Origin of the sequence: Streptomyces sp. NPDC058741, from assembly GCF_042746715.1 — a bacterium.
Lineage (GTDB): Bacteria > Actinomycetota > Actinomycetes > Streptomycetales > Streptomycetaceae > Streptomyces.
Genome location: NZ_JBHYQH010000015.1, coordinates 38,777 through 61,822, shown reverse-complemented (window position 1 = coordinate 61,822; position 23,046 = coordinate 38,777). Strand labels below are relative to the sequence as shown.

The 23,046-nt window shown below is 72.9% G+C and carries 22 protein-coding genes, 1 pseudogene and 1 riboswitch; of the genes and pseudogenes, 17 read left to right on the top strand and 6 right to left on the bottom strand.

The annotated features are described in order from the left end of the window. Positions 1–6 precede the first annotated feature (6 nt). The 10 genes from ACFW6P_RS14985 to ACFW6P_RS14940 all read left to right on the top strand — a co-directional run bounded on the left by ACFW6P_RS14985 (position 7) and on the right by ACFW6P_RS14940 (position 9,111). Positions 7–1,317, top strand: a complete 1,311-nt coding sequence (locus ACFW6P_RS14985; RefSeq protein WP_386358143.1) for an ROK family transcriptional regulator — start codon at positions 7–9, stop codon at positions 1,315–1,317. A gap of 156 nt (positions 1,318–1,473) precedes the next feature. After that, positions 1,474–1,604: riboswitch (FMN riboswitch) on the top strand. Positions 1,605–1,750: 146 nt separating this feature from the next. Then, entirely contained in the window at positions 1,751–2,359 is a 609-nt protein-coding gene (locus ACFW6P_RS14980) for a riboflavin synthase (protein ID WP_386358141.1), read from the top strand. Beyond that, positions 2,356–2,997 carry a nicotinamide riboside transporter PnuC gene (locus ACFW6P_RS14975; RefSeq protein WP_386358139.1) on the top strand — a complete coding sequence of 214 codons (642 nt, stop codon included), beginning with the start codon at positions 2,356–2,358 and terminating at the stop codon, positions 2,995–2,997. The genes ACFW6P_RS14980 and ACFW6P_RS14975 overlap by 4 nt, the downstream gene beginning before the upstream one ends. Next, positions 2,994–4,286: a bifunctional 3,4-dihydroxy-2-butanone-4-phosphate synthase/GTP cyclohydrolase II gene (locus tag ACFW6P_RS14970; RefSeq protein ID WP_386423827.1), complete on the top strand. Its 1,293-nt coding sequence runs from the start codon at positions 2,994–2,996 to the stop codon at positions 4,284–4,286. The genes ACFW6P_RS14975 and ACFW6P_RS14970 overlap by 4 nt, the downstream gene beginning before the upstream one ends. A 19-nt stretch (positions 4,287–4,305) precedes the next feature. Further along, positions 4,306–4,791 (top strand): 6,7-dimethyl-8-ribityllumazine synthase, encoded by a 486-nt coding sequence (gene ribH, locus ACFW6P_RS14965; RefSeq protein ID WP_386358136.1) that lies wholly within the window; start codon positions 4,306–4,308, stop codon positions 4,789–4,791. Positions 4,792–4,825: 34 nt separating this feature from the next. Then, the gene (locus tag ACFW6P_RS14960) at positions 4,826–5,098 is read left to right on the top strand and encodes a phosphoribosyl-ATP diphosphatase (protein ID WP_137305876.1); all 273 of its coding nucleotides are present in this window, start codon (positions 4,826–4,828) and stop codon (positions 5,096–5,098) included. Between the two features lie 47 nt (positions 5,099–5,145). Further along, positions 5,146–5,997, top strand: a complete 852-nt coding sequence (gene hisG, locus ACFW6P_RS14955; protein WP_386358134.1) for an ATP phosphoribosyltransferase — start codon at positions 5,146–5,148, stop codon at positions 5,995–5,997. A 13-nt stretch (positions 5,998–6,010) separates the two neighbouring features. After that, positions 6,011–6,463: a PH domain-containing protein gene (locus tag ACFW6P_RS14950; protein WP_386358131.1), complete on the top strand. Its 453-nt coding sequence runs from the start codon at positions 6,011–6,013 to the stop codon at positions 6,461–6,463. 240 nt (positions 6,464–6,703) lie between these two features. After that, on the top strand, positions 6,704–8,038 hold the full coding sequence (locus tag ACFW6P_RS14945; protein WP_386358130.1) for a hemolysin family protein: 1,335 nt from the start codon (positions 6,704–6,706) through the stop codon (positions 8,036–8,038). After that, positions 8,035–9,111 carry a hemolysin family protein gene (locus tag ACFW6P_RS14940; RefSeq protein WP_386358128.1) on the top strand — a complete coding sequence of 359 codons (1,077 nt, stop codon included), beginning with the start codon at positions 8,035–8,037 and terminating at the stop codon, positions 9,109–9,111. Before ACFW6P_RS14945 ends, ACFW6P_RS14940 begins: the two co-directional genes overlap by 4 nt. A gap of 20 nt (positions 9,112–9,131) precedes the next feature. Here ACFW6P_RS14940 and ACFW6P_RS14935 read toward each other — a convergent pair whose 3' ends face one another. Continuing rightward, entirely contained in the window at positions 9,132–10,994 is a 1,863-nt protein-coding gene (locus ACFW6P_RS14935) for an AAA family ATPase (protein ID WP_386358188.1), read from the bottom strand. Between the two features lie 430 nt (positions 10,995–11,424). Then, the gene (locus tag ACFW6P_RS14930; protein ID WP_386423825.1) at positions 11,425–12,081 is read right to left on the bottom strand and encodes a uridine kinase; all 657 of its coding nucleotides are present in this window, start codon (positions 12,079–12,081) and stop codon (positions 11,425–11,427) included. A 208-nt stretch (positions 12,082–12,289) separates the two neighbouring features. Between ACFW6P_RS14930 and ACFW6P_RS14925 the strand changes: the two genes are divergently transcribed. Beyond that, a complete protein-coding gene (locus tag ACFW6P_RS14925) occupies positions 12,290–13,669 on the top strand; it encodes a peptidase C39 family protein (protein WP_386423823.1) in 1,380 nt (459 codons plus the stop codon). Positions 13,670–13,830: 161 nt separating this feature from the next. Then, positions 13,831–14,487 carry a TetR/AcrR family transcriptional regulator gene (locus ACFW6P_RS14920; protein WP_386358124.1) on the top strand — a complete coding sequence of 219 codons (657 nt, stop codon included), beginning with the start codon at positions 13,831–13,833 and terminating at the stop codon, positions 14,485–14,487. 50 nt (positions 14,488–14,537) lie between these two features. Here the strand turns inward: ACFW6P_RS14920 and ACFW6P_RS14915 are convergent. Next, positions 14,538–15,811: pseudogene (locus ACFW6P_RS14915) on the bottom strand (glycoside hydrolase family 18 protein). A 333-nt stretch (positions 15,812–16,144) separates the two neighbouring features. Here ACFW6P_RS14915 and ACFW6P_RS14910 point away from each other — a divergent pair. Continuing rightward, a complete protein-coding gene (locus ACFW6P_RS14910; protein WP_386358123.1) occupies positions 16,145–17,317 on the top strand; it encodes an acyl-CoA dehydrogenase family protein in 1,173 nt (390 codons plus the stop codon). Here ACFW6P_RS14910 and ACFW6P_RS14905 read toward each other — a convergent pair. Beyond that, the gene (locus ACFW6P_RS14905; RefSeq protein WP_386423821.1) at positions 17,280–17,522 is read right to left on the bottom strand and encodes a hypothetical protein; all 243 of its coding nucleotides are present in this window, start codon (positions 17,520–17,522) and stop codon (positions 17,280–17,282) included. The two genes, ACFW6P_RS14910 and ACFW6P_RS14905, sit on opposite strands and share 38 nt — an antisense overlap. A 200-nt stretch (positions 17,523–17,722) precedes the next feature. Beyond that, complete coding sequence (locus ACFW6P_RS14900) at positions 17,723–18,157, bottom strand: hypothetical protein (protein ID WP_386358120.1); 435 nt, start codon at positions 18,155–18,157, stop codon at positions 17,723–17,725. Between the two features lie 268 nt (positions 18,158–18,425). Here ACFW6P_RS14900 and ACFW6P_RS14895 point away from each other — a divergent pair, with 268 nt between their 5' ends. The 4 genes from ACFW6P_RS14895 (at position 18,426) to fxsA (ending at position 22,539) form a co-directional block, all read left to right on the top strand. Further along, the gene (locus ACFW6P_RS14895) at positions 18,426–18,866 is read left to right on the top strand and encodes an Lrp/AsnC family transcriptional regulator (protein WP_006136660.1); all 441 of its coding nucleotides are present in this window, start codon (positions 18,426–18,428) and stop codon (positions 18,864–18,866) included. An 85-nt stretch (positions 18,867–18,951) separates the two neighbouring features. Then, positions 18,952–20,553, top strand: coding sequence for an amidohydrolase (locus tag ACFW6P_RS14890; protein ID WP_386423819.1), 1,602 nt, complete (start codon positions 18,952–18,954; stop codon positions 20,551–20,553). 524 nt (positions 20,554–21,077) lie between these two features. Continuing rightward, positions 21,078–21,881: a polyprenol monophosphomannose synthase gene (locus ACFW6P_RS14885; protein ID WP_386358117.1), complete on the top strand. Its 804-nt coding sequence runs from the start codon at positions 21,078–21,080 to the stop codon at positions 21,879–21,881. An 82-nt stretch (positions 21,882–21,963) separates the two neighbouring features. Next, positions 21,964–22,539, top strand: coding sequence for an FxsA family membrane protein (fxsA, locus tag ACFW6P_RS14880; RefSeq protein ID WP_386358116.1), 576 nt, complete (start codon positions 21,964–21,966; stop codon positions 22,537–22,539). A gap of 125 nt (positions 22,540–22,664) precedes the next feature. Here fxsA and ACFW6P_RS14875 read toward each other — a convergent pair whose 3' ends face one another. Continuing rightward, the gene (locus ACFW6P_RS14875) at positions 22,665–23,039 is read right to left on the bottom strand and encodes an RNA polymerase-binding protein RbpA (protein ID WP_003977404.1); all 375 of its coding nucleotides are present in this window, start codon (positions 23,037–23,039) and stop codon (positions 22,665–22,667) included. Positions 23,040–23,046 lie beyond the last annotated feature (7 nt).

Here is a 23,046-nt window from a genome sequence, read left to right as displayed (position 1 = left end):
CCCGGCATGCCCGCATCCCCGAGCACCGCCCGGGCCATCAACGACCGGCTCGCCCTGCGTCTGCTCCAGCAGGAGGGCCCGCTGACGGCAGGGCGGTTGAAGCAGCTGACCGGCCTGTCCCGGCCCACCGTCGCGGACCTCGTCGAACGCCTCACGGCCGCCGGCCTGATCGCGGTGGTCGGAGAGGCGGGGGAGCAGCGGCGCGGCCCCAACGCCAAGGTGTACGGCATCGTCGCCGACCGGGCGCACCTCGCCGCGCTGGACGTACGCACGGAGAGCGTCGCCCTGGCCGTGGCGGACCTGGTCGGCCGGGTGCTGGCCGAGGCGTCGGTGCCGATCGGCACCGACGCGGGGACCGGACCCGCGGTGGAGCAGGCGGTCGCGCTGGTCGAGCGGGTGGTGAAGGAGGCGGGCGCGGACCGGCTGCACACCGTCGGCATCGGCGCGCCCGGGCTGATCGACCCGGACGGCGGCGAACTGCGCGACTCCTCCGGGCTGCCCGAGTGGCACCGCCGCCTCGTCGCCGCCCTCCAGGAGCGGCTGCCCGAGGCCGGGGTGAGCGTGGAGAACGAGACCAACCTCGCGGCGCTGGCCGAGCAGCGCGACGGGGCGGCCCGGGACCGCGACACGTTCGTCCTGCTCTGGCTGGGCCACGGTACGGGCGCGGCGGTCGTCCTCGACGGGGCGCTGCGCCGCGGCGCCTCCGGCGGTACCGGCGAGATCGGCTTCCTGCCCGTGCCCGGCACGGCCGTGCTGCCGTCCGCGACCGACTGCGAGGGCGGCTTCCATTCCCTGGCCTCGTCGGCCGCGGTGGTGGAACTGGCGACGGAGTGCGGACTTCCGGTGGGGCGCCGCGGGGCCGCGTCGGCGGGGGAGGAGCCGACGGTGGTGCGGGCGGCGGCCGCGGCCGTGCGGTCGGCCGTGCAACTGGTGGGGGAGGTGGGGGCCGGCCCCGCCGCCCGCTTCCTGGACACCCTCGCCGGCCGGATCGCCGTCGGTGCCGCCTCGGTCGTCGCGATCCTCGACCCCGGATGCGTGGTGCTCGGCGGCGAGGTCGGTCGGGCGGGGGGCGAGGAACTCGCCCGGCGCGTGCAGGAGCGCCTCGCCCGGATGACACCGCTGCCGACCGAGGTGCGGCCGACCACGCTGGGGGGCGGCGCCGTCCTGCGGGGGGCCCTGCTGACGGCGCGGGACCTCGCCCAGGAGGAGCTGTTCACGGCGGGGGGCGTCCGCAGGGAGAGGCCGGACGGCGGGCAAGGGCCCTCGTCACCGCCGCCGGGCCGGTCAGCAGAAAGGACGAGACCAAAGGGTCAATAGGTCTGGACCAGATCGGAGCCCAGGGGGCTTCGCCGACGCGGGCGCCCGGGTGCCGGTCGCGCTCGGCAAGGGCCGGGCCACGTTCTGTGAGCCACCCCACACCCCCTGCCTCTCGGAACACGGATCGGGCGTGGCACACTGGCCCTGTATCAGCAGCAGCGCACTCCGGGGTCGGTGAAAGTCCGAACCGGCGGTTACAGTCCGCGACCCGGTCGCCTCCAGCGACCGGTTGACCAGGTGGAATTCCTGGACCGACGGTTAAAGTCCGGATGGGAGGCAGTGCGCGGCGAGCGGGCATCCGTGCGCGCCGCCGAGGAAGTCCGTCCCGAGGGCGGGCTCCGTTCCGGCGTCGTCCCCGATGTTCCTGCTCGTGTCCTCTGCCGTCCTCGGCAGCCCCGGAGTCCGTGCCCGAAGAGGCAGGAGGACCCGGGAAGTGTTCACCGGAATCGTCGAAGAGCTGGGCGAGGTCACCGCCGTCGAGACCCTCGACGACGCCTGTCGCTTCCGCTTGCGTGGCCCCGTCGTCACCCAGGGCGCGAAGCACGGCGACTCGATCGCCGTCAACGGCGTCTGCCTCACGGTCGTCGACCACGAGGGCGACGAGTTCACCGCCGACGTCATGGCCGAGACCCTCCACCGCTCCAGCCTCGGCGCCCTCCAGGCCGGCTCCCGCGTCAACCTCGAACGCCCCATGGCCGTCGGCGAACGCCTCGGCGGGCACATCGTGCAGGGCCACGTGGACGGCACCGGCGAGATCCTGGAGCGCAAGCCCTCCGAGCACTGGGAGATCGTGAAGATCTCCCTGCCCGCCGATCTCACCCGCTACGTCGTGGAGAAGGGCTCCATCACCGTCGACGGCATCAGCCTCACCGTCGTCGACGCAGGCCCCGACCACTTCACCGTCAGCCTCATCCCCACCACCCTCGCCCTGACCACGCTCGGCCACAAACAGCCCGGCGACCCGGTCAACCTCGAGGTCGACGTCATCGCCAAGTACGTCGAGCGCATGCTGGGCGAGCGCGCGCAGGGGGCGGCCCGGTGAACACCCTGAACTCCGAGGCGTTCGTCCTCTTCGGCCAGCACATCCTCTGGTCCGACATGGTCGGCAACCTCTTCGGCCTGGCCGCCCTCGCCCTCGGCTGGCGGCGCTCCATCTGGACCTGGCCCGTGCAGTTCCTGGCCGGCCTGATCCTCTTCGGCGCCTTCTTCGGCCACCTCACCGGCAGCGCGGGCAAGCAGGCGGTCGTCATGCTCGTCGCCCTGTACGGGTGGTGGCAGTGGCAGCGCGGCAAGGGGCAGGGCGAGGACGGCCACATCGCCGTGCGGTTCGCCACCTGGCGCGAGCGCGCCGCGATGGCCGCGGCCGCCGTCGCCGGCACGGTCGCGGTGGCACTGCTGTTCACGGCGTACCCGACCCTGTCCTGGGACCCCTGGCCCGACGCCTACATCTTCGTCGGCACCGTCGTCGCCATGTACGCCCAGGCCCGCGGCATGGTCGAGTTCTGGTTCGCCTGGCTCCTGGTCGACCTCGTCGGCGTCCCCCTCAACTTCGCCAACGGTTACGCCTTCTCCGGCTTCGTCTACGTCATCTACGGCGCGCTCGTCCTGTGGGGCCTGCGCGACTGGTGGCTGCGCTCGCGTCAGGCCGCGCGGCCCACCCCGGAAGGAGCGCCGGCATGAGCACGGCACCGATCCTGTACAGCACCGACGGAGCGTTCGAGGACCTCGCGCTCGACCCCGTCGAGCAGGCCGTCGCCGACATCGCGGCCGGCCGCCCGGTCGTGGTCGTCGACGACGAGGACCGGGAGAACGAGGGCGACCTCGTCATCGCCGCCGAGAAGGCGACCCCCGAGATCGTCGCCTTCATGATGAGCGAGTGCCGCGGCCTGATCTGCGCCCCCATGGAGGCCGGCGAACTGGACCGGCTGCAGCTCCCCCAGATGGTCGAGGACAACACCGAGTCGATGAAGACCGCCTTCACGGTCTCCGTCGACGCCTCCGCCGCACACGGCGTGAGCACCGGCGTCTCCGCCTCCGACCGCGCCACCACCCTGCGACTGCTCGCCGACGGCGTCTCCGGCCCCGGCGACTTCGTCCGCCCCGGCCACATCTTCCCGCTGCGCGCCCGGTCCGGTGGCGTCCTCACCCGCAACGGCCACACCGAGGCCGCCGTCGACCTCGCCCGGCTCGCGGGCCTGCGCCCGGCGGGCGCCATCGTCGAGATCGCCGGCGAGGACGGCCGCATGCTGCGCCTGCCCGAGCTGATCCCCTTCGCCCGCAAGCACGGCCTGACGATCATCTCCATCGAGGACCTGATCGCCTACCGCCGCGGCAGCGAGCCCACCGTCCGCCGTGAGGCCAGGACCCAGCTGCCCACCGCCCACGGCACCTTCACCGCCTACGGCTACCGCTCCACGGCCGACGGCGTCGAGCACGTCGCCCTGGTGCACGGCGAGATCGCCGACGGCGACGACGTCCTGGTCCGCGTCCACTCCGAATGCCTCACCGGCGACGTCTTCGGCTCCGCCCGCTGCGACTGCGGCCCCCAGCTGGACACCTCCCTGGCCCGCATCCAGTCCGAGGGCCGGGGCGTGGTGGTCTACCTGCGCGGACACGAGGGACGCGGCATCGGCCTGATGTCCAAGCTGCGCGCCTACGAACTCCAGGAGCGCGGCCGCGACACCCTCGACGCCAACCTGGAACTCGGCCTGCCCGCCGACGCCCGGGACTACGGCGCGGGCGCGCAGATCCTCGCCGACCTCGGCGTGCGCGGCGTCCGCCTGCTGACCAACAACCCCGACAAGACCGACGCGCTCGTCCGCCACGGCATCACGGTCAAGGCCCGTGTGCCGATGCCGGTGAGCGCAGGCGAGCACAACCTCCGCTACCTGCGCACCAAGCGGGACCGGATGGGACACGACCTGCCCTGGCTGGACACGCCCGCCGTGCCGGCCTGCGGCAACCAGTAAGAGAGCACGAGGGAGAGACGTGAGCGGCAAGGGTGCACCGGAGCTGTCCGTACGCAATGTGGGTGACCTCCGGGTCGCCGTCATCGCGGCCCAGTGGCACGAGAAGGTGATGGACGGTCTGGTCGAGGGCGCCCTGCGCGCCCTGCACGACCTGGGCATCGACGAGCCGACCCTGCTCAGGGTCCCCGGCAGCTGGGAGCTCCCGGTCGTCGCCAAGGTCCTCGCGGGCCGCGGCTACGACGCGATCGTCGCCCTCGGCGTCGTCATCCGCGGCGGGACCCCCCACTTCGACTATGTGTGCCAGGGCGTCACCCAGGGCCTCACCCAGGTCTCCGTCGACACCGGCGTCCCCGTCGGCTTCGGCGTACTGACCTGCGACACCGAGGAGCAGGCCCTGGACCGCGCCGGCATCGAGGGCTCCAGCGAGGACAAGGGGCACGAGGCGGTGACGGCCGCGGTGGCGACGGCGGCCACGCTCCGCTCGGTATCCGAACCCTGGCGCTGACGGGAGCCGCCTGTGGCATAGGCTGAGCGTCACCATGTCCAAGAAGACGTTCGAGGAGCTCTTCGCCGAGCTCCAGCAGAAGGCCGCTCAGGGCGACCCCGCCACCTCCCGTACCGCCGAACTGGTCGGGAAGGGCGTCCACGCCATCGGCAAGAAGGTCGTCGAGGAGGCCGCCGAGGTGTGGATGGCCGCCGAGTACGAGGGCAAGGAAGCAGCCGCCGAGGAGATCTCGCAGCTGCTCTACCACGTCCAGGTGATGATGGTCGCCCGTGGCATCAGCCTCGACGACGTCTACGCCCACCTCTGAGCCGCACCCCCGTTCCCGTCCGACACCACGCAAAGGAAGCCGACCTCATGCTGCGCATCGCCGTCCCCAACAAGGGTTCCCTGTCAGGCCCTGCGGCGGAGATGCTGCATGAGGCCGGCTACCAGCAGCGCCGCGAGTCCAAGGAACTGCGGATCGTCGACCCGACCAACGAGGTCGAGTTCTTCTACCTGCGCCCCCGCGACATCGCCATCTACGTCGCCTCCGGGCAGCTCGACATCGGCATCACCGGCCGCGACCTGCTGATCGACTCCGACGCCGAGGCCGAGGAGATCCTGCCGCTGGGCTTCGCCCGCTCGACCTTCCGGTTCGCCACCAGGCCGGGCACCGTCGGCGGCGACCTGGCGGACCTCAAGGGCAGGACGATCGCCACCTCCTACGAGGGCATCGTCGCCAAGCACCTCGCCGACCACGGCATCGACGCCTCCGTCGTCCACCTCGACGGCGCCGTCGAGACCGCCATCGAGCTCGGCGTCGCCCAGGTCATCGCCGACGTCGTCGAGACCGGCACATCCCTGCGCAACGCGGGCCTGGAAGTCGTCGGCGCGCCGATCATGCGGTCCGAGGCCGTCGTCATCCGCCGCACCGGCGCCGACGGCGAGGACCCCAAGGTCCAGCAGTTCCTGCGGCGCCTGCAGGGCGTCCTGGTCGCCCGGACGTACGTGATGATGGACTACGACTGCCGCGTCGAGCAGCTCGAGAAGGCCGTCGCCCTCACCCCCGGCCTGGAGTCACCGACCGTCTCCCCGCTGCACAACGAAGGCTGGGTCGCCGTCCGCGCGATGGTCCCCGCCAAGGAGGCGCAGCGCATCATGGACGACCTCTACGACATCGGCGCCCGGGCCATCCTGACCACGGCCATCCACGCCTGCCGTCTCTGAAGGGGCGACACCGATGTCCGACCTGCCCACCCTGCCCGTCACCTTCCGGCCGGGCAGCACCCGCGCGGTGCTGCTCGGTGCCGCCGTCGCGATCTTCGTGGTGATCACCGCCGTCGCGATGATGCTCAGGCTCAGCCCCGGCGAGCGCCTCAGTTTCGTGTTCACGGCGCTCCTGCTGGACGCCGTGCTGCTCCTGCTGGCGCGGCCCAAGGTCGTCGCCGACGAGGGCGGTGTCACTGTCGTCAATCTCACGAACAAGCGTCGGCTGGAGTGGGCGGAGATCCTCCAGGTGACCCTCCGGCCCGGCGACCCCTGGGTGTTCCTCAACCTCAGCGACGGCACCAGCCTGCCCGCCCTGGGCATCCAGCCGGGCCTCGCCAAGCAGCGCGCCCTCTCCGACGCGCGGGCCCTGCGGGCGCTCGTCGAGGCCCGTTCCGTCGCCGGCCCCGAGCAGCGCCGGGGCTGACGCGGCTCATCCGGCGGGCGGCCGCCACTGCCGCCGCGGGCCGTGTCTTGATTAATCTGTTGGGCGGACGGCGTGAACGGATGCGCCTCCGCCCCTGCCGCCCCGCCCGGTGCGCCAGGGGCTCCTGCTAACCGAGGAGTGACCCTCTCCGGCGATGGACGGATCGTCCTGCAGTACCTGCGCCGCCCCCCGCCGACATGGCGTGGACCGTGTCCGCGACCGTGCGGAGGCGGCGGCATCATGACCATCCCCCTGCTGCTCCTGGCAGCCGCGTTCCTGCTGATTCTCGCCAACGGATTCTTCGTGGCGGCCGAGTTCGGCCTGGTGACGGTCGAGCGGGCGGAAGCCGAGAAGGCCGCCGCCGAGGGCGACCGGCGCGCCCACCGCGTCGTCGAGTCGCTCAAGGAACTCTCCTTCCAGCTCTCCGGCACCCAGCTCGGCATCACCATCACCTCCCTCGTCGTCGGCATGCTCGCCGAGCCGGCGCTCGCCGGGCTGCTGCACGGCCCCTTCACCTCGATCGGCATCCCCGAGGGAGCCGTCTCCGGGGTCACGGTCGTCGTCGGCATGCTGGTGGCCTCCGCCGTGCAGATGGTGATCGGCGAGCTCCTGCCCAAGAACTGGGCCGTGTCCCGGCCGCTGCAGGTCGCGCGTTTCGTCGCGGGCCCGCAGCACGTCTTCGCCCGGCTGTTCCGCCCGGTCATCGCGGCCCTGAACGCCGTGGCGAACCGGCTCGTCCGGGCGCTGGGCATCGAGCCCGCCGAGGAGCTGGCCTCGGCCCGCACCCCCGGCGAACTCGTCTCCCTGGCCCGCCACTCGGCCCGGGCCGGCGCCCTGGAGCAGGACACGGCCGACCTCTTCGTGAGGACCCTGTCCCTGGGCGAGCTGACCGCGCAGCACGTGATGACGCCGCGCGTGAAGGTCAGCGCGCTGCAGTCCTCCACCACCGCCGAGGACGTGGTCAACCTGACCCGCGCCACCGGCCTGTCCCGCTTCCCCGTCTACCGGGAGCGGATCGACGAGGTCGTCGGCATGGTCCACCTCAAGGACGCCCTCGCGGTGCCCGTGCGGGACCGGCTGCGCACGCCCGTGGGCCGTATCGCCCGCCCGGCGCTGCTCGTCCCCGAGACCCTGCCCGTACGGCCCCTGCTGGCCCGGCTGCGCAGCGAGCAGCCCATCGCGGTGGTCGTCGACGAGTACGGCGGCACCGCAGGCGTCGTCACGCTGGAGGACATCGTCGAGGAGCTCGTCGGCGAGGTCCGCGACGAGCACGACGGGCACGACCTGCCCGAGCTGGCCGCCGCCCCGCCGGAGGACGGCAGGCCCGCCTGGGACGTCGACGGCAGCTGCCGCGTCGACGTGCTGCAGCGCATAGGCCTCGACGTCCCCGAGGGCCCCTACGAGACCGTCGCGGGCCTGATCGCCGACCTGCTGGGCCGGATCCCCGCCGTCGGTGACAAGGCGGAGCTGCCCGGCTGGCGCCTCGCGGTGCGCCAGGTCGGCCACTACCGCGCGGAGCGGGTCCGGCTCGTGCGGACCGCCCCCGTGGCGGCCAGGGCGGAGGCCACCCGATGAGCGTCCTGCAACTCCTCTTCGCCGCGCTGCTCGTGCTCGCCAACGGATTCTTCGTCGGCGCCGAGTTCGCGCTGGTCTCCGTACGCCGCAGCCAGATCGAGCCGCTCGGCACCGCCCGGGCCCGGCAGGTCCTCTACGGTCTGGAGCGGCTGCCGCAGATGATGGCGGCGGCCCAGTTCGGCATCACCGTCTGCTCGCTGACCCTCGGCGCGGTCGCCGAACCGACGGTCGCCCACCTGCTGGAGCCGGTCTTCGCGTGGGCCCGTCTGCCGCACGGCGTGATCCACCCGCTGACCTACGTCATCGCCCTGGCCGCGGTCGTCTTCTTCCACCTCGTCATCGGCGAGATGGTCCCGAAGAACCTGGCGATGGCGGCCCCGGAGAAGGCCGCGCTGTGGCTCAGCCCCGGCCTGGTCTTCTTCGCCCGCTTCTGCAGGCCCGTCACCGCCGCCCTCGGCGCCTGCTCCCAGTGCATCCTGCGGCTCTTCCACGTCGAGCCCAGGGACGAGGTCGAGGCCGTCTTCACCAGCGAGCAGCTGAACCGGCTGGTGGAGGACGCGGGCCAGGCGGGGCTGCTCGACCCCGAGGAGGCCGAGCGCCTGGAGGACGCCCTGGAGCTGGGCTCCCGCCCGGTGACGGACGTCCTGCTGGGGCGCGAGTCCCTGGTGACGGTCAGCCCGTCGGTCACGCCCGGCCGGATCGTCGAGCTCACCGCCCGCACCGGCTACTCCCGCTTCCCCGTCGCCGCGGACAACGGCGCGTTCATGGGCTACCTGCACGTCAAGGACGTCCTGGATCTGGAGCACTCGGACCGGGCCGTGCCGCAGCAGCTGTGGCGGCCGATGACGACCCTCCGCTCCGACCTGCCGCTGGACGACGCGCTGACGGTGATGCGGCGGGCCGCGACGCACCTGGCGCAGGTGGCCGACACGTCCGGGAAGGTGCTCGGGCTCGTGGCACTGGAGGACGTGCTGGAACTGCTGGTGGGTGAGGTCCGGGACCCGGCCCACCGCGAGGTGCGCGAGGTCCGGCTGACCGAACCCAGGTCCGGCGAGGAGGTACTGGCGACGTAGGGGCTCGCCACGCCGGTCCCTCACAGTCCGGGCGGAGCCTGCGGCCCCCGCCCGGACAGCACCTCCCCGTAGGCCTGCATCAGGTCCGGCAGCCGCAGCGTGACCAGATCCTCCCGGCCCAGGACCCCGGGGTACACCGACAGCCGCAGGTCCCGGTACGCGCAGCTCTTCTCGTACAGCGTCCGCAGGAACCGCCCGTTGCCCAGCTCGTCGATCCACCCCTGCTCCACCACGTGCCCGGCGATGGACCGCAGCTCGTCGAGGGCCTCCTCGTCCCACAGGTCGCCGTTCTCCGCGGCAAGGACCTTGCCGATCTCGGTCAGTTCCAGGGGCCGGTAGGACGGGAAGTCGACGCGGGTGGTGAAGCGGGACGACAGCCCGGGGTTCGCCGCCAGCAGGCGGTCCATGCCCTCCGGGTAGCCGGCCAGGATCACCACGAGGTGGTCGCGGTTGTCCTCGGCCCGCTTCAGCAGCACCTGCAGCGCCTCGTCGCCGTACGCGTCCCCCTTGCCGTAGCCCGAGTTCGACAGCGCGTACGCCTCGTCGACGAAGAGTACGCCCCCGAGGGCGGAGTCGATCAGTTCGTTGGCCTTGACGGCCGTCTGCCCGAGGTACTCGCCGACGAGGTCGGCGCGCTGGGCCTCCACGAGATGGTCGCCGCCGAGCAGACCGAGGGCGTAGAAGACGCGGCCCAGGATGCGGGCGACGGTGGTCTTGCCGGTGCCGGAGGGGCCGGAGAAGACGAAGTGGCGTTTCGGCGGCTGGACCGGAAGGCCCTGCCCGGCGCGCAACCGGGCCATGTTCAGTTGCGCGGAGAGGGCCTTGACCTGGCGTTTCACCGGCTCCAGCCCCACCATGCACTCAAGCTGGGCGAGCGCCTCCTCGAGTAAAGCGGGGTCGGTCGGCCCGGTGGGCAGCGACGCCACCGGGCCGCCCTTGGCGCGGACCGCCGGATCGGCCACCGGCGGCAGGGGAGCGGAGACCGGCGGCTCCGGGTCGGGCAGCCTCAGATCGCGCCCCTCCAGGCCGAAGAGGGGGTCGAACCCGTCCGGTCCGTCCACGGTGTCCTGGCCGATGCCGGGCAGGGTGATCGCCGCGAGGTCGGCGGAGTCGTCGTACCCGTCGCCCTCGGCGATCGCGGCGAGCCGGGCGGAGGTGTCCATGAAGGCCGGGTCGACGCGGTGCACGGCCCGGTACAGGGGGAGCGCGGCGGCGCTGCGGCCGGTGCCCTCGTGGGCCCGGGCCAGCCAGTAGCGCAGCTCCTTACGCTGCGGCTGCTCGCTGCGGCAGCGCATCAGCGCGGCGGACAGCAGCGGTTCGGCCTGCCCGTACATCTCCAGCCGGACCCGGGCCATGCCCCCGAACAGGCCCGCCTCGATGCCGAGCACCGGATCGTCGAGAAGCGGGTCGGTGTGGCGGACCAGCTGCTCCCAGTCCTTGACGAGGTAGGCGCGGCAGGCGTGCAGGAAGCGCACCTGGTGGTCGCTGTCGACCGGGGGCAGTCCCGCGAGGGCCCGGTCCAGCTCGGGGACGTGGCGCCCGTCCAGCCAGTGCGAGGCGTGCGCGAGCAGCAGGTCCCGCGGGCTCTCCAGCACCGGCTGCACCCACCAGCCGAGCCAGTACCAGGAGTTGAGGGTGCGACGGTAGCGGGTGCGCTGCTCGCCGAAGCGTTCCCGGTGCCGGAACATCCTCAGCAGCGCGGTCGCCGTGTCGACGCGCAGCGCGTGCAGCCCGAGCCAGCCGTCGGCCATGGCGGGATCCATCCGCACGGCGGCGCGGAACTCCTCCTCCGCCTGCGGATAGGCGCCCATGGTGTAGGCGTCGATGCCCCGCAGCCAGGCGAGGTCGGCCGGGGCTTGAGGGCCCTGCGTGCCGAAGTCCATCACGTCCCCCACGAACCGTGCCCCCGTCGGTATGCCAACGAGCCGTCCCCCGGCCGACTGCCCTGCTCGAACCGCTGAGCCACGGAAGGGAGTTGCGCCTGGCGCGCAGCAACCGTCCGCAGGTCGCGACGAGGGCATCGTACCTGCGGGGGCGGCGCGTCCGTAGAGGGCCTCACGCGGCGTTCTGCGAGGTGGGAGCGGCCGCGGCCCTGAGCGGGGTGGTGACCGAGGGTGAGCGTTCGGCGCCGCGCGGGGCCCGAAAACCCGGAAGAGGACGGAACGAAGCCCCCGATCACGGGGGAACAACCGGGGGCTTCGCGTCATGGGGCGGCTCCGATACCGCACATCGAGAACGTAAGACCTGTACGGGGCCCCGGTCAAGCAGAGTTGACACACTCCGGGAAGTTGTTCCGCACCGGTCTTCACCACTTCAGCGCACTGCGGGCGGCTCGTCACCCTGCGTCACGGAGTGGTCCGGTCCAGCGGTCCCGGCGGGCCCCGCGAGCACCTCGTACCCCGCCTTTCGCTGCCGCACCAGGAGGTAGGCGAAGGGCCGCGAGGGGTCGTCCGCGAAGTGCCGGCGCTCCGCCGGGATCCATCCGTTCCAGAAGCCCCGCTGCTCCTCCCCGTCCCGTGACCGGCCCCGGGCCCAGGCCTCCTCGCGTGGCAGCTCCATCCACAGCAGCAGGACGAGACGGGGGCGCAGCGCGCGGCGCCCCGACCCGACGCCCTCCAGGAGGATCACCGGGGCCGGCGGCAGCGGACGCGGCGGGCCGAAGCGGCGGGCCCGCCAGTCGTAGGGGGCGTAGTGCGCGGTCCGGCCGTGCGACAGCGGCTCGATCACCTGGTCCAGCAGCCGTCCGGTCCAGTCGAACAGTTCGTCGTGGCTGGCGATGTCGTCGAGGCGCAGCACGGGCGCGCCGCCCAGCTCACCCGCCAACTCCCCGCTGAACGTGCTCTTCCCGGAGCCGGCGTGCCCGTCGACGCCGACGAGCCGGACCGGTCCGCAGGAGGGGGGAAGGCGGCGGATCCGGCAGGCCAGGTCGCGGACGGAGGATCCCGGTGCGGGACGGAAGGGCGCGTTCATCTCGCCAGCACTCTAACCACGGGGGGCGCCCGTACGACGAGACCGACGGCCGCCGCCACCGGTCGACGCCAATATTGATGGGCGTGGCGCGGCCCGAAGTGCTGGCAGGACCGGGCGGGCTGTGCTGCTATGTGGCGCACGCACGGTGCGACCGCCCGTGCAACGGACCTGCCCCGCCCTGCCCGACTCCGACCACCGGGGGCTCACCATGAGCAGAGTCGAACAGCCGTCCCGCAGAATCGTCCTGGCCGCCGCCGTCGCCGCAGCCGTCACCGCGAGCGCGGGGCCGGCGGCCGCCGGCCCCGAGACCTCCATGACGACCGATCCGGCGGACGCGGCCCGGGCGGTCCCGGCCCGCGCCGTGGACAACCGGGCCTGGACGTCGCACGCCGACTGGCGCTCCGGCACCCGCCGGGGCACCCGTGCCGTCGCCGGCACCCGCCCGGGCCTGGTGATCGCGACACCCGCCGGCACCAGGGCCTACACGGACCCGCACACCGGCACCACCGCCTCCTGGGAGTACGGCACCTGGACGTCCCCCGTCCACCTCCTCTCCGTCCCGGCGACGGAGGCGGTCGTCTCCTGGAACGCGCACACCCCCTCCGGCACCTGGCTCCAGGCCGAGATCAAGGGCACCTACACCGACGGCACCGGCACCCCCTGGTACGTCATGGGCCGCTGGGCCTCCGGCGACCGCGACGTCCGGAGCACCTCGGTCGACGACCAGAGCGACGGCAGGAGCACCGTCTGGACCGACACCCTGGCGATCGACGACCCGTCGACGGGCCTGCGCCTCGCCTCCTACCGGCTGCGCCTGACCCTGTACCGCAAGCCCGGCACCCAGGCCACCCCCCAGGTGTGGCGGACCGGCGCGATGGCCTCGGACGTACCCGACCGGTTCACCGTCCCCGCCTCCTCGCCCGGCATGTCCGGGGAACTGGACGTCCCGCGGTACTCGCAGGAGATCCACAAGGGCCGGTACCCCGAGTACGACAACGGCGGCGAGGCCTGGTGCAGCCCGACGTCCTCCCAAATGATCATCGAGTACTGGGGCGGCCGCCTCACCCCCGGGCAACTGGCCTGGGTCGACCCGTCGTACGCCGACCCGCAGGTGTGCCACGCGGCCCGCTTCACCTACGACCACCAGTACGCCGGCTGCGGCAACTGGCCCTTCAACGCCGCCTACGCGGCCACCTTCGAGGACCTCCAGGGCGTGGTCACCCGGCTCGGCTCGCTCACCGACCTGGAGACGCTGATCGCCGCCGGCATCCCGGCCATCACCTCCCAGTCCTTCCTCAAGGAGGAGCTGACCGGGGCCGGTTACGGCACGGCCGGGCACCTCATGACCGTGATCGGCTTCACCGCCGACGGGGACGTGATCGCCAACGACCCCGCCTCGGAGAGCAACGAGGCCGTGCGGCGCGTCTACCGGCGGCGCGAGTTCGAGAACATCTGGCTGCGCACCAAGCGGTACAACGCCACCGGCAAGGTCGTCTCCGGCACGGGAGGCGTCTGCTACCTCTACTTCCCTGCGCGCCCGAGCGCGGCGCAGCGCACGGCGCTGGCGGCGGTGGGCGTACGCGCCTGAGCGCATCCGCCCGCCGCCGAACCGCCGTCGTGGAGCGGCCCGGGCCCCGAACCGGGCCGCTTCGGCACGGCCCCGGGGCCCTGTGACCTGACCCACGAGCCCGCTGTGCGACCTGCCATACTGCGGATGTCCCGCCCCCGCCCGTGAGACCAGGGTCGAAATTGAATATCAGTCCACAGCCTGCCGCGCGCCCCAGAGCCCGAGGTACCGAGCGCTCGACGGCGCGCCGAGCCGAACTGATCGCCATCGGGCGGAGGTTGTTCGCCGACACGTCGTACGACGCCCTGTCGATGGACGACATCGCCCGGCAGGCACACGTCGCCAAGGGGCTGATCTACTACTACTTCCAGTCCAAGCGCGGCTACTACCTGGCCATCATCCAGGACTCCGTCACCGAGCTGCTCACCCGGGCGGCCGGCGGCCAGGAACTGCCGTCCGTGGACCGGGTCCAGCGCACCATCGACAGCTACCTGCGCTACGCCGAGCACAACCAGGCCGCGTACCGCACGATCGTCAGCGGCGGGGTCGGCTTCGACACCGAGGTGCACGCCCTGCGCGACGGGGTGCGCACGGCCGTCGTCACCACCATCGCCGAGGGCGCGTACGGCCGACTGGACATCACCCCGCTGGCGCGCATGGGCCTGCTGGCCTGGGTGTGCAGTGTGGAGGGCGCCACCCTCGAATGGATCGACGACCCGGAGCTCCCCCGCGAGACCATGTGCGAGCTCCTGGTGAGGACGCTCGGCGGCGCCCTGCGCGCGATCGAGGAGCTCGACCCCGCCTACCCCGCCCCGCAGCCGGCCGGCCGGGGCGCGTGAGAAGAGGGGCGGAGGGTCCGCTGCGGACCCCCCGCCCCACGCACGGCGCTCTACCTGATGGCCTTGATCAGCTCACCGTTCGCGGTGTCGCCGCTCAGCTCCCAGAGGAAGCTGCCGCCCAGGCCCTGCTGGTCCGTGTGGTCCATCTTGGTCGCGAGGGTCGCCGGGGTGTCGTAACTCCACCACTCGCTGCCGCACCCGGCGTAGGCCGTGCGGGCCACCCTGCCCGTCGCCGGGCACCTGTCCTTGAGCACCTTGTAGTCCTCGATGCCCTGCTCGTACGTGCCCGCCGCCGGGCCGGTCGCGGTGCCTCCGGGTGCTGCCTGGGTCACGCCGGTCCAGCCGCGGCCGTAGAAGCCGATGCCGAGCAGCAGCGTGGAGGCCGGGACACCGACGACCTTGGGCTTGGCGATGGTCGCCGCGGTGTGGTGGCCCGCCTTCGGGATGCCGGAGTACGAGGTCAGCGGCGAGTACGGGGCGGGCGGTCCCGCGGCGTCCCGGGCGCCGAAGACGTCGTACGTCATCGGGTTGTACCAGTCGACGTACCGTGCGCCGCCCGCGTAGTCCGCCGCGTCGATCTTGCCGCCCGGGGTGGCGTCGGCGGTGATCGCCGCGGTGACCAGGTGCTGCGCGCCGAACTCGGCGCGCAGCACCTGCATCACGTCGCGGAGGGCCGCCTTGCCGCTGGTGTCGCAGGTGGCGCCGCAGGCGTTCGGGTACTCCCAGTCGATGTCGATGCCGTCGAAGGCGTCGGCCCACCGGGAGTCTCGACCGGGTCGTAGCAGGACTGGGCGAACGCGGCCGGGTTCTTCGCGGCCTCCCCGAAGCCGGCCGACCAGGTCCAGCCGCCGAAGGACCACAGGACCTTGGGGTCCGGGCGCTTCCTCTTCAGTTCGCGCAGCTGGTTGAAGGTGCCGCGCAGCGGCTGGTCCCAGGTGTCGGCCTGGCCGTCGACGGACACGGCGGCTGTGTGGGCCCGGTCGGTGGCCGCGTAGCCGTCGTAGCCGTCGCCCATGGCGCACTTGCCGCCGCTGACGTTGCCGAAGGCGTGGTTGATGTGCGTGAGTGTGTCCGCCGAGCCGGACGTCTCGATGTTCTTGACGTAGTACTTGCGGTCGTAGGTGCCCCATTCGGTGAAGTAGCCGATGACCTTGGCTCCGCCGGCCTCGGCCGCGCTAGCGGCCTTCGCGTCCGCGGCGGCCTCCTGAGCCGAGGTCGCCGCGGTGGCGGAGGTGCCCGCGCCGGCCAGCAGGCCGACGCCGAGGACGGCGCAGCAGACCGCGGACACGACGGCCCGCAAGCGGGAGGTGTGGGGGGTCTGCATTTGGTGCCTCCTCGTGGGGGAGGGGAGAGCGCGCGCGACCATTGGCATGGACGCGGTGAAACGGTGGGCCAAACGGTAGGAGGACTAGACCAGTTGGGTCAATGGTGCGTAGCAATGTCCCCGCCGGGGGGATGCTCGGCCATTCTTGAAGTGAGCGGTCGTTAACTGGTGACGGGATGCCTCCGATCGGGCATACTCACAGCGCACAGCCGCTGTCAGCAGCTTCCGCGACCCGGGACTGCAAGCATCGGCCAGGCACCAGAACGACCAGGCGGCGCCGCCCCCCACCCATGGGCCCGACCGCCAGTGCCCGACAGGGAGGAGAGCGTCGCCATGCCCGACCGCGCCCCGCAGCCGGTGGACCGGCAACTGCCCACGGAGGAGGCCCGGGACCTGATCTCACTCGTCCGCGACATCGCGGCCCAGGAGATCGCCCCGCACGCGGCCGAGGAGGAGGAGGCCGGCCGCTTCCCGCGCGAGCTGTTCACCCTGCTCTCCCGGTCCGGCCTGCTCGGCCTGCCGTACGACGCGGAGTACGGCGGCGGGGAGCAGCCCTACGAGGTCTACCTCCAGGTGCTGGAGGAGCTCGCCGCGGCACGGCTGACCGTCGGTCTCGGCGTCAGCGTCCACACCCTGGCCTCCTACGCCCTCGCCGCCCACGGCTCCAAGGAGCAGCAGGTCGAGCACCTGCCCGCGATGCTCGGCGGCGCCACCCTGGGCGCGTACTGCCTCTCCGAGCCGCACTCCGGATCGGACGCGGCGGCCCTGCGCACCAAGGCCGTGCGCGACGGCGACGACTGGGTGATCACCGGCACCAAGGCCTGGATCACCCACGGCGGGATCGCCGACTTCTACACGGTCATGGCCCGCACCGGCGAGGAGGGGCCGCGCGGCATCACCGCCTTCCTGGTCCCCGGCGACGCGGAAGGGGTCAGTGCCGCGGCGCCCGAGAAGAAGATGGGCATGAAGGGCTCGCCCACGGCCCAGGTCCACTTCGACGCCGTCCGCGTCTCCGACGCCCGGCGCATCGGCGAGGAGGGCCATGGCTTCGCGATCGCCCTGTCGTCCCTCGACGCCGGGCGGCTCGGCATCTCGGCGTGCGCGATCGGCGTGGCGCAGGCGGCGCTGGACGAGGCGCTGCGGTACGCGACCGAGAGGCGCCAGTTCGGCAGACCGATCGCCGACTTCCAGGGGCTGCGCTTCATGCTCGCCGACATGGCGACGCAGATCGAGGCCGGCCGCGCGCTCTACCTGGCGGCGGCCCGGCTGCGCGACGCCGGCCGGCCTTTCACCCGGCAGGCGGCCATGGCCAAGCTGCACTGCACGGACACGGCGATGCGCGTCACCACCGACGCCGTCCAGATCCTCGGCGGCTACGGCTACACCGCCGACTTCCCGGCCGAGCGCTACATGCGCGAGGCCAAGGTGCTGCAGATCGTCGAGGGCACCAACCAGATCCAGCGGATGGTCATCGCCCGCCATGTGGTGGGTCCAGAGACGCGCTGAACTGGTCGAGGCCCCGCCAGGGCGCCGCGAGCCGCGTCCACTCCGGGTCGTGCCGGCCCGGCAGGGTGCGGCCGCCCTCGGCCCAGGTGCGCATCAGGTCGCGGTAGATCGGCGGGTCCTGGAGACGTGGCGGTCGAACCGACTGTGCGGGCGGCGGGACGAACAGCAGGCGCTGACGCCCGGTCGCTGAGGAGATGGGGGTCATGCCTGGGCAACGCGACGGAGGCCGGACGGGTCACCCGCGGGCGGAATCGGGCGTGCGTTCAGCGGCGTCCGGTCCGTCGTGTCTCCTGGCCGGGCGCGCACTCCGGGTGAGCGGGCACGCCGGTCCCGCACCACGGCGGTCCGCCGACCGTGGCGCGGGGCAGTCGCCGGAGTGGAGCGAGCGGGCGGGGAAGCCCGTGCTCAGGCCGCCTGGCGGCGCATCACGGGGACCCTGATGGGGCGTGAGCCCGGTCCGCCGACGTGCGAGAAGGGCTGGGTCCGCCAGTCGAGTCCCTGAGGGAGCGTCAGCAGCAGGGCGGTGTCCTGCTCCTGGGGCTCCACGGACTCGTCCGCGGGGCGGGCGTCCGCCGCCCTGCGGCCGGTTCCGGCACAGACCGTGAGGCCGAACGGGTTCCAGGGCGAGGCGCACAGCGCGTGCTCGGGAAGCACCTCCTCGTCCGCCAGGAGGGCGATGGGCTGCGCGCAGTCCGGGCAGACGACCCGGAACATCTCGAAGGTGTCGTAGGCGTCGAGTTCTTCGTCGTAGGCGTCGGGTTCGACACCCTCCGGCTCGGGCTCGACGACGAGCTGGTGCCGCTTGGGCGCGGTGCGACCAGGGCGCTTAAGACTCTGCATTGGGTTCTCCCCCTCGGGCTGGGCCGTTCAGGCGCTGCGGCCTCGACCACAGCAAGCACTTCCCGTCACCCCTGGGTGGTAATCACGACGGCATCACGGAGACTGTTCGAAGGGTGTGGCGTTCGTCACACGGCACTCGCGGGTGCCCGCTCCGGCGGTTTTGTCCCCCGCAGCGCCGACGGCCGCCTTCCGCCCGCCTCCCGAACCGGACATGGCCCCGGCGGCCGAGGTACCGGAGGCGGTCAGCGGCCCTGTAGGTTCTTGCGCCATGGAGGAGCTGGACCGACAGATCGTGCAGCTGCTCGTCAAGGACGGGCGGATGAGCTACACCGACCTGGGCAAGGCCACGGGCTTGTCCACGTCGGCCGTGCACCAGCGGGTGCGGCGGCTCGAGCAGCGGGGGGTCATCCGGGGCTATGCGGCGGTCGTCGACCCGGAGGCCGTGGGGCTGCCGATGACGGCGTTCATCTCGGTGAAGCCGTTCGACCCGAGCGCGCCGGACGACATCGCGGACCGGCTGGCCGGCGTACCGGAGATCGAGGCGTGCCACAGCGTGGCGGGGGACGAGAACTACATCCTCAAGGTGCGGGTGGCCACACCGCACGAACTGGAGGAGCTGCTGGCACGGGTGCGGTCGCTGGCGGGCGTCTCGACCCGGACCACCGTGGTGCTGTCCACGCCGTACGAGGCGCGGCCGCCCAGGATCTGATCACCGGTTTCCGGGCGCGGCCGGTGGCGCCGTTGCCCGTGCCCCTTCGCCGGGTGCCGCAAGCACGCCTGTGAGACTGTCCTCCATGAGTGAGTCCAGTGCGTCGACGAAGACCGTTCTGCTGCGTCGCGGTGAGGTGCACAGTCCCGCCGACCCCTTCGCCACCGCGATGGTCGTCGAGCGGGGGCAGATCGCGTGGGTCGGTTCCGAAGGGGCCGCCGACGCGTTCGCGGAGGGCGTCGACGAGGTCGTCGAGCTGGACGGCGCGCTCGTCACCCCGGCCTTCACCGACGCACACGTGCACACCACGGCCACCGGCCTCGCCCTGACCGGACTCGACCTGTCGAACGCCGACTCCCTCGAGACCGCCCTCTCCCTCGTACGGGACTTCGCCGCCGCCCACCCCGGCGACCGGGTGCTGCTCGGGCACGGCTGGGACTCCGCGCGCTGGCCCGGCGGGCGTCCCCCGACGCGAGCCGAACTCGACGAGGCGACCGGGCACCGGCCGCTCTACCTCAGCCGGATCGACGTGCACTCGGCGGTCGTCACGACGGCCCTGCTCGACCTGGTCCCCGAGGCCGACCGGGAGGACGGACCGCTCACGGCCGACGCGCATCACGCCGTCCGGGCCGCCGCGTTCGGGGCCGTCACACCCCGGCAGCGCGTCCAGGCCCAGGAGGCCGCCCTCGCGCACGCCGTCTCCCTCGGCATCGGCACCCTCCACGAGTGCGCCGGGCCGGAGATCTCCTCCGAGGACGACCTCACCGGGCTGCTGCGCCTGGCCGTTGAGGAGCCCGGGCCGCGTGTCGTCGGCTACTGGGCCGAGCAGGACGTCGCCAAGGCGCGCGAGCTGGGCGCGGTCGGCGCGGCCGGGGATCTGTTCGTCGACGGGGCCCTCGGCTCGCACACCGCCTGCCTCCACCGGCCGTACCGCGACGCCGCGCACACCGGCCGGGCGTACCTGGACGCCGCCGCGGTCGCCGCGCACGTCGTGGCGTGCACCGAGGCGGGGCTCCAGGCCGGTTTCCACGCCATCGGGGACGCCGCCGTGGACGCCGTCGTGGAGGGAGTGCGTGCCGCCGCCGAGAAGCTGGGCCTCGCCCGGATCCGGGCCGCCCGGCACCGGGTGGAGCATGCCGAGATGCTCACCCCCGAGTCCATCGCGGCCTTCGCCGAACTCGGCCTCACCGCGTCCGTGCAGCCGGCCTTCGACGCCCTGTGGGGCGGCGAGGAGGGCATGTACGCGCAGCGGCTGGGCCCCGGGCGGGCCCGCGGTCTGAACCCCTTCGCCGCGCTGCTGCGGGCCGGGGTGCCCCTCGCCTTCGGCTCCGACAGCCCGGTCACCCCGCTCGACCCGTGGGGCACGCTCCGGGCCGCCGCCTTCCACCGCACCCCGGAGCACCGCGTCTCCGTGCGCGCCGCGTTCACGGCGCACACCCGCGGCGGCTGGCGGGCCGTCGGACGGGACGACGCGGGCGTGCTGGTGCCCGGCGCCCCGGCCGACTACGCCGTGTGGCGCACCGGCGAACTCGTCGTCCAGGCCCCGGACGACCGGGTCGCCCGCTGGTCGACCGACCCCCGCTCCGGCACCCCGGGGCTGCCCGACCTGACGCCGGGCTCCGACCTGCCCGTCTGCCTGCGCACCGTGGTGGGCGGACACACGGTCTTCGTACGGCCGGGCGAGTGATCTACGGGGGTGGCGGGCGTGAAGCCGCACGCCGCCCCCTCGGTGCGCGACCTGCGCATCCTCTGCTCTGACCTGGGCGTTACCGCACGAAGCGCAGGTGGGACGGCTGTTGACAGGCGGCCGCGGGGGGCCGGTAGGTTCGGCCGGGTCCACCACCGGACGCCCGACCGGGGACCGTCCGCGCACTCGCCGCGGCGCCGCCGGGTCAGGGACGGTGTGCCGCACCGGGGCACCGCCACTGGACGCCAGGCTCAGGCCGGCGAAGCGCCGAGGGAACGCTCCTGCCGGTCGGGGAGGTGTGACCCGGGTGGGGCCCGGGCGCTCAGTAGACAACGGCTTTGGATCGATCCGCAGCCAGCGGGTCCCAGGCCGGCCCGAAGGGCGCCGGGCCCCCATCCGCCGGACGCTCCCACCCGCGGGCGCGCTCCCCGCGCATTCGACACCACGATTCGAACGTCCTGTCACGTCGGCGCAGGCGGGGGCCACTATGGTGGACCCCTGCGTACGGACATGAAGGGGCAGCAGTGAACGACGGCGACGGAACCCCGGCGGCAAGAGCCCAGGGGCGGAAGTTCGGCCCGCTCGGCACGGCCTTGGTGATCATCCCGACCTACAACGAGGCGGAGAACATCAAGCGCATCGTCGGCCGGGTGCGGGAGGCCGTCCCCGAGGCGCACGTGCTCGTGGCCGACGACAACAGCCCGGACGGCACGGGCAAGCTGGCCGACGAACTGGCCGTCGAGGACGACCAGGTCCACGTCCTGCACCGCCAGGGCAAGGAAGGCCTGGGCGCGGCCTATCTCGCCGGTTTCCGCTGGGGTCTGGAGCGCGACTACGGCGTGCTCGTCGAGATGGACGCCGACGGCTCCCACCAGCCGGAGGAGCTGCCCCGTCTGCTCACCGCCCTCAAGGGCGCCGACCTGGTGCTGGGCTCGCGGTGGGTGCCGGGCGGCCGGGTGGTCAACTGGCCCAAGTCCCGCGAGGTGATCTCCCGGGGCGGAAGCCTGTACTCCCGGCTGGCGCTCGACCTGCCGCTGCGCGACGTCACCGGCGGCTACCGGGCCTTCCGCCGCGAGACCCTGGAGGGCCTCGGCCTCGACGACGTCGCCTCCCAGGGCTACTGCTTCCAGGTCGACCTCGCCCGCCGCGCGGTCAAGGCCGGCTACCACGTGATCGAGGTGCCCATCACCTTCGTCGAGCGCGAGCTCGGCGACTCCAAGATGAGCCGCGACATCCTCGTCGAGGCGCTGTGGCGCGTCACGGCGTGGGGCGTCGGGGAGCGGGTCGGCAAGGTCACGGGACGCGGCGGCAAGCCGGCGAGGCCGTAGCCCCGCCCGCGACCGCCGCCTCGCGGAAACCGCTGATGGCGGCCTTATCCCGCGCTGAACCGCGGCCAGGCACACTGGACGCATGACGACTGGCGCTCAGACCCCCAGGAACCCCGCCCGGCCCCGGCGTTCCCGGCTGCGCACGTTCCTGCCGCTGGGGCTCGCCGTGTGGCTCGTGCTGGAGATCTGGCTGCTCACGATGGTCGCGAGCGCGACGAGCGGGTTCGTGGTGCTCCTGATCCTGCTCGCGGGCCTCGTCCTCGGTTCGGTGGTCATCAAGCGGGCCGGCCGGCGCGCCTTCCGGAAGCTGTCCGAGGCGCTGCAACAGCAGCAGAGCGGTGCGTTGCCCGAGGCGCGGTCCACCGGTGAGGGCAACGGCCTGACGATGCTGGGCGGTCTGCTCCTGATCCTCCCCGGCCTGATGTCGGACGCGGCGGGACTGCTCCTGCTGCTGCCCCCGGTGCAGAAGGCCGTGAGCCGCTCCGCCGAGCGCACCTTCGAGCGCAAGCTCCGCGAGGCCGACCCGGGCAGCCTGGGCGGCGCCTTCCAGCAGGCCCGGATGTACCGGCCCGACGGCAAGGTCGTCCAGGGCGAGGTCGTCCGGGACGAGCCGGGGGACTCCCCGGAGCAGCGGCAGCGCCCGCCGCTGATGCACTGAGCCCTCGGGCTCACGGGCTCCGGCCCGGCCGCGCGCGTACGTACAAGACCGCGGGCGCCGTACGTGACGTACGGCGCCCGCGGTCTCATGACGCTCAGTTGCGTCGGCCAGGTCCCCGGAGGGACTTACGCCGACTTGCGGCTGTCCCGGGGATGAACGGCGATGTTCATCGCACCGGAGCGCAGAACCGCCAGACGCTCCTCGAGGACCTCTTCGAGTTCCTCACGGGTGCGCCGCTCCATCAGCATGTCCCAATGCGTACGCGCGGGCTTGGCCTTCTTCTCTTCCGGGCCGTCGCCGTCCACCAGGAGTGCCTGGGCCCCGCAGACCTTGCACTCCCACTCCGGCGGGATCTCCGCCTCGACCGAGAAGGGCATCTCGAAGCGGTGCCCCTTCTCGCATGCGTACTCCACGGCCTGGCGCGGGGCCAGGTCGATGCCGCGGTCCGTCTCGTAGCTGGTCACCACGAGGCGCGTGCCGCGAAGAGCTCGCTCACTCATGAATCGT

Excerpts from the sequence above, each read along its gene's own strand:
- ACFW6P_RS14985 (WP_386358143.1), top strand. The coding sequence starts at position 7 with ATGCCCGCATCCCCGAGCACCGCCCGGGCCATCAACGACCGGCTCGCC.
- ACFW6P_RS14970 (WP_386423827.1), top strand. The coding sequence starts at position 2,994 with ATGAGCACGGCACCGATCCTGTACAGCACCGACGGAGCGTTCGAGGAC.
- ACFW6P_RS14960 (WP_137305876.1), top strand. The coding sequence starts at position 4,826 with ATGTCCAAGAAGACGTTCGAGGAGCTCTTCGCCGAGCTCCAGCAGAAG.
- hisG (WP_386358134.1), top strand. The coding sequence starts at position 5,146 with ATGCTGCGCATCGCCGTCCCCAACAAGGGTTCCCTGTCAGGCCCTGCG.
- ACFW6P_RS14950 (WP_386358131.1), top strand. The coding sequence starts at position 6,011 with ATGTCCGACCTGCCCACCCTGCCCGTCACCTTCCGGCCGGGCAGCACC.
- ACFW6P_RS14945 (WP_386358130.1), top strand. The coding sequence starts at position 6,704 with ATGACCATCCCCCTGCTGCTCCTGGCAGCCGCGTTCCTGCTGATTCTC.
- ACFW6P_RS14940 (WP_386358128.1), top strand. The coding sequence starts at position 8,035 with ATGAGCGTCCTGCAACTCCTCTTCGCCGCGCTGCTCGTGCTCGCCAAC.
- ACFW6P_RS14935 (WP_386358188.1), bottom strand. The coding sequence starts at position 10,994 with ATGGACTTCGGCACGCAGGGCCCTCAAGCCCCGGCCGACCTCGCCTGG.
- ACFW6P_RS14930 (WP_386423825.1), bottom strand. The coding sequence starts at position 12,081 with ATGAACGCGCCCTTCCGTCCCGCACCGGGATCCTCCGTCCGCGACCTG.
- ACFW6P_RS14925 (WP_386423823.1), top strand. The coding sequence starts at position 12,290 with ATGAGCAGAGTCGAACAGCCGTCCCGCAGAATCGTCCTGGCCGCCGCC.
- ACFW6P_RS14910 (WP_386358123.1), top strand. The coding sequence starts at position 16,145 with ATGCCCGACCGCGCCCCGCAGCCGGTGGACCGGCAACTGCCCACGGAG.
- ACFW6P_RS14905 (WP_386423821.1), bottom strand. The coding sequence starts at position 17,522 with ATGACCCCCATCTCCTCAGCGACCGGGCGTCAGCGCCTGCTGTTCGTC.
- ACFW6P_RS14900 (WP_386358120.1), bottom strand. The coding sequence starts at position 18,157 with ATGCAGAGTCTTAAGCGCCCTGGTCGCACCGCGCCCAAGCGGCACCAG.
- ACFW6P_RS14895 (WP_006136660.1), top strand. The coding sequence starts at position 18,426 with ATGGAGGAGCTGGACCGACAGATCGTGCAGCTGCTCGTCAAGGACGGG.
- ACFW6P_RS14890 (WP_386423819.1), top strand. The coding sequence starts at position 18,952 with ATGAGTGAGTCCAGTGCGTCGACGAAGACCGTTCTGCTGCGTCGCGGT.
- fxsA (WP_386358116.1), top strand. The coding sequence starts at position 21,964 with ATGACGACTGGCGCTCAGACCCCCAGGAACCCCGCCCGGCCCCGGCGT.
- ACFW6P_RS14875 (WP_003977404.1), bottom strand. The coding sequence starts at position 23,039 with ATGAGTGAGCGAGCTCTTCGCGGCACGCGCCTCGTGGTGACCAGCTAC.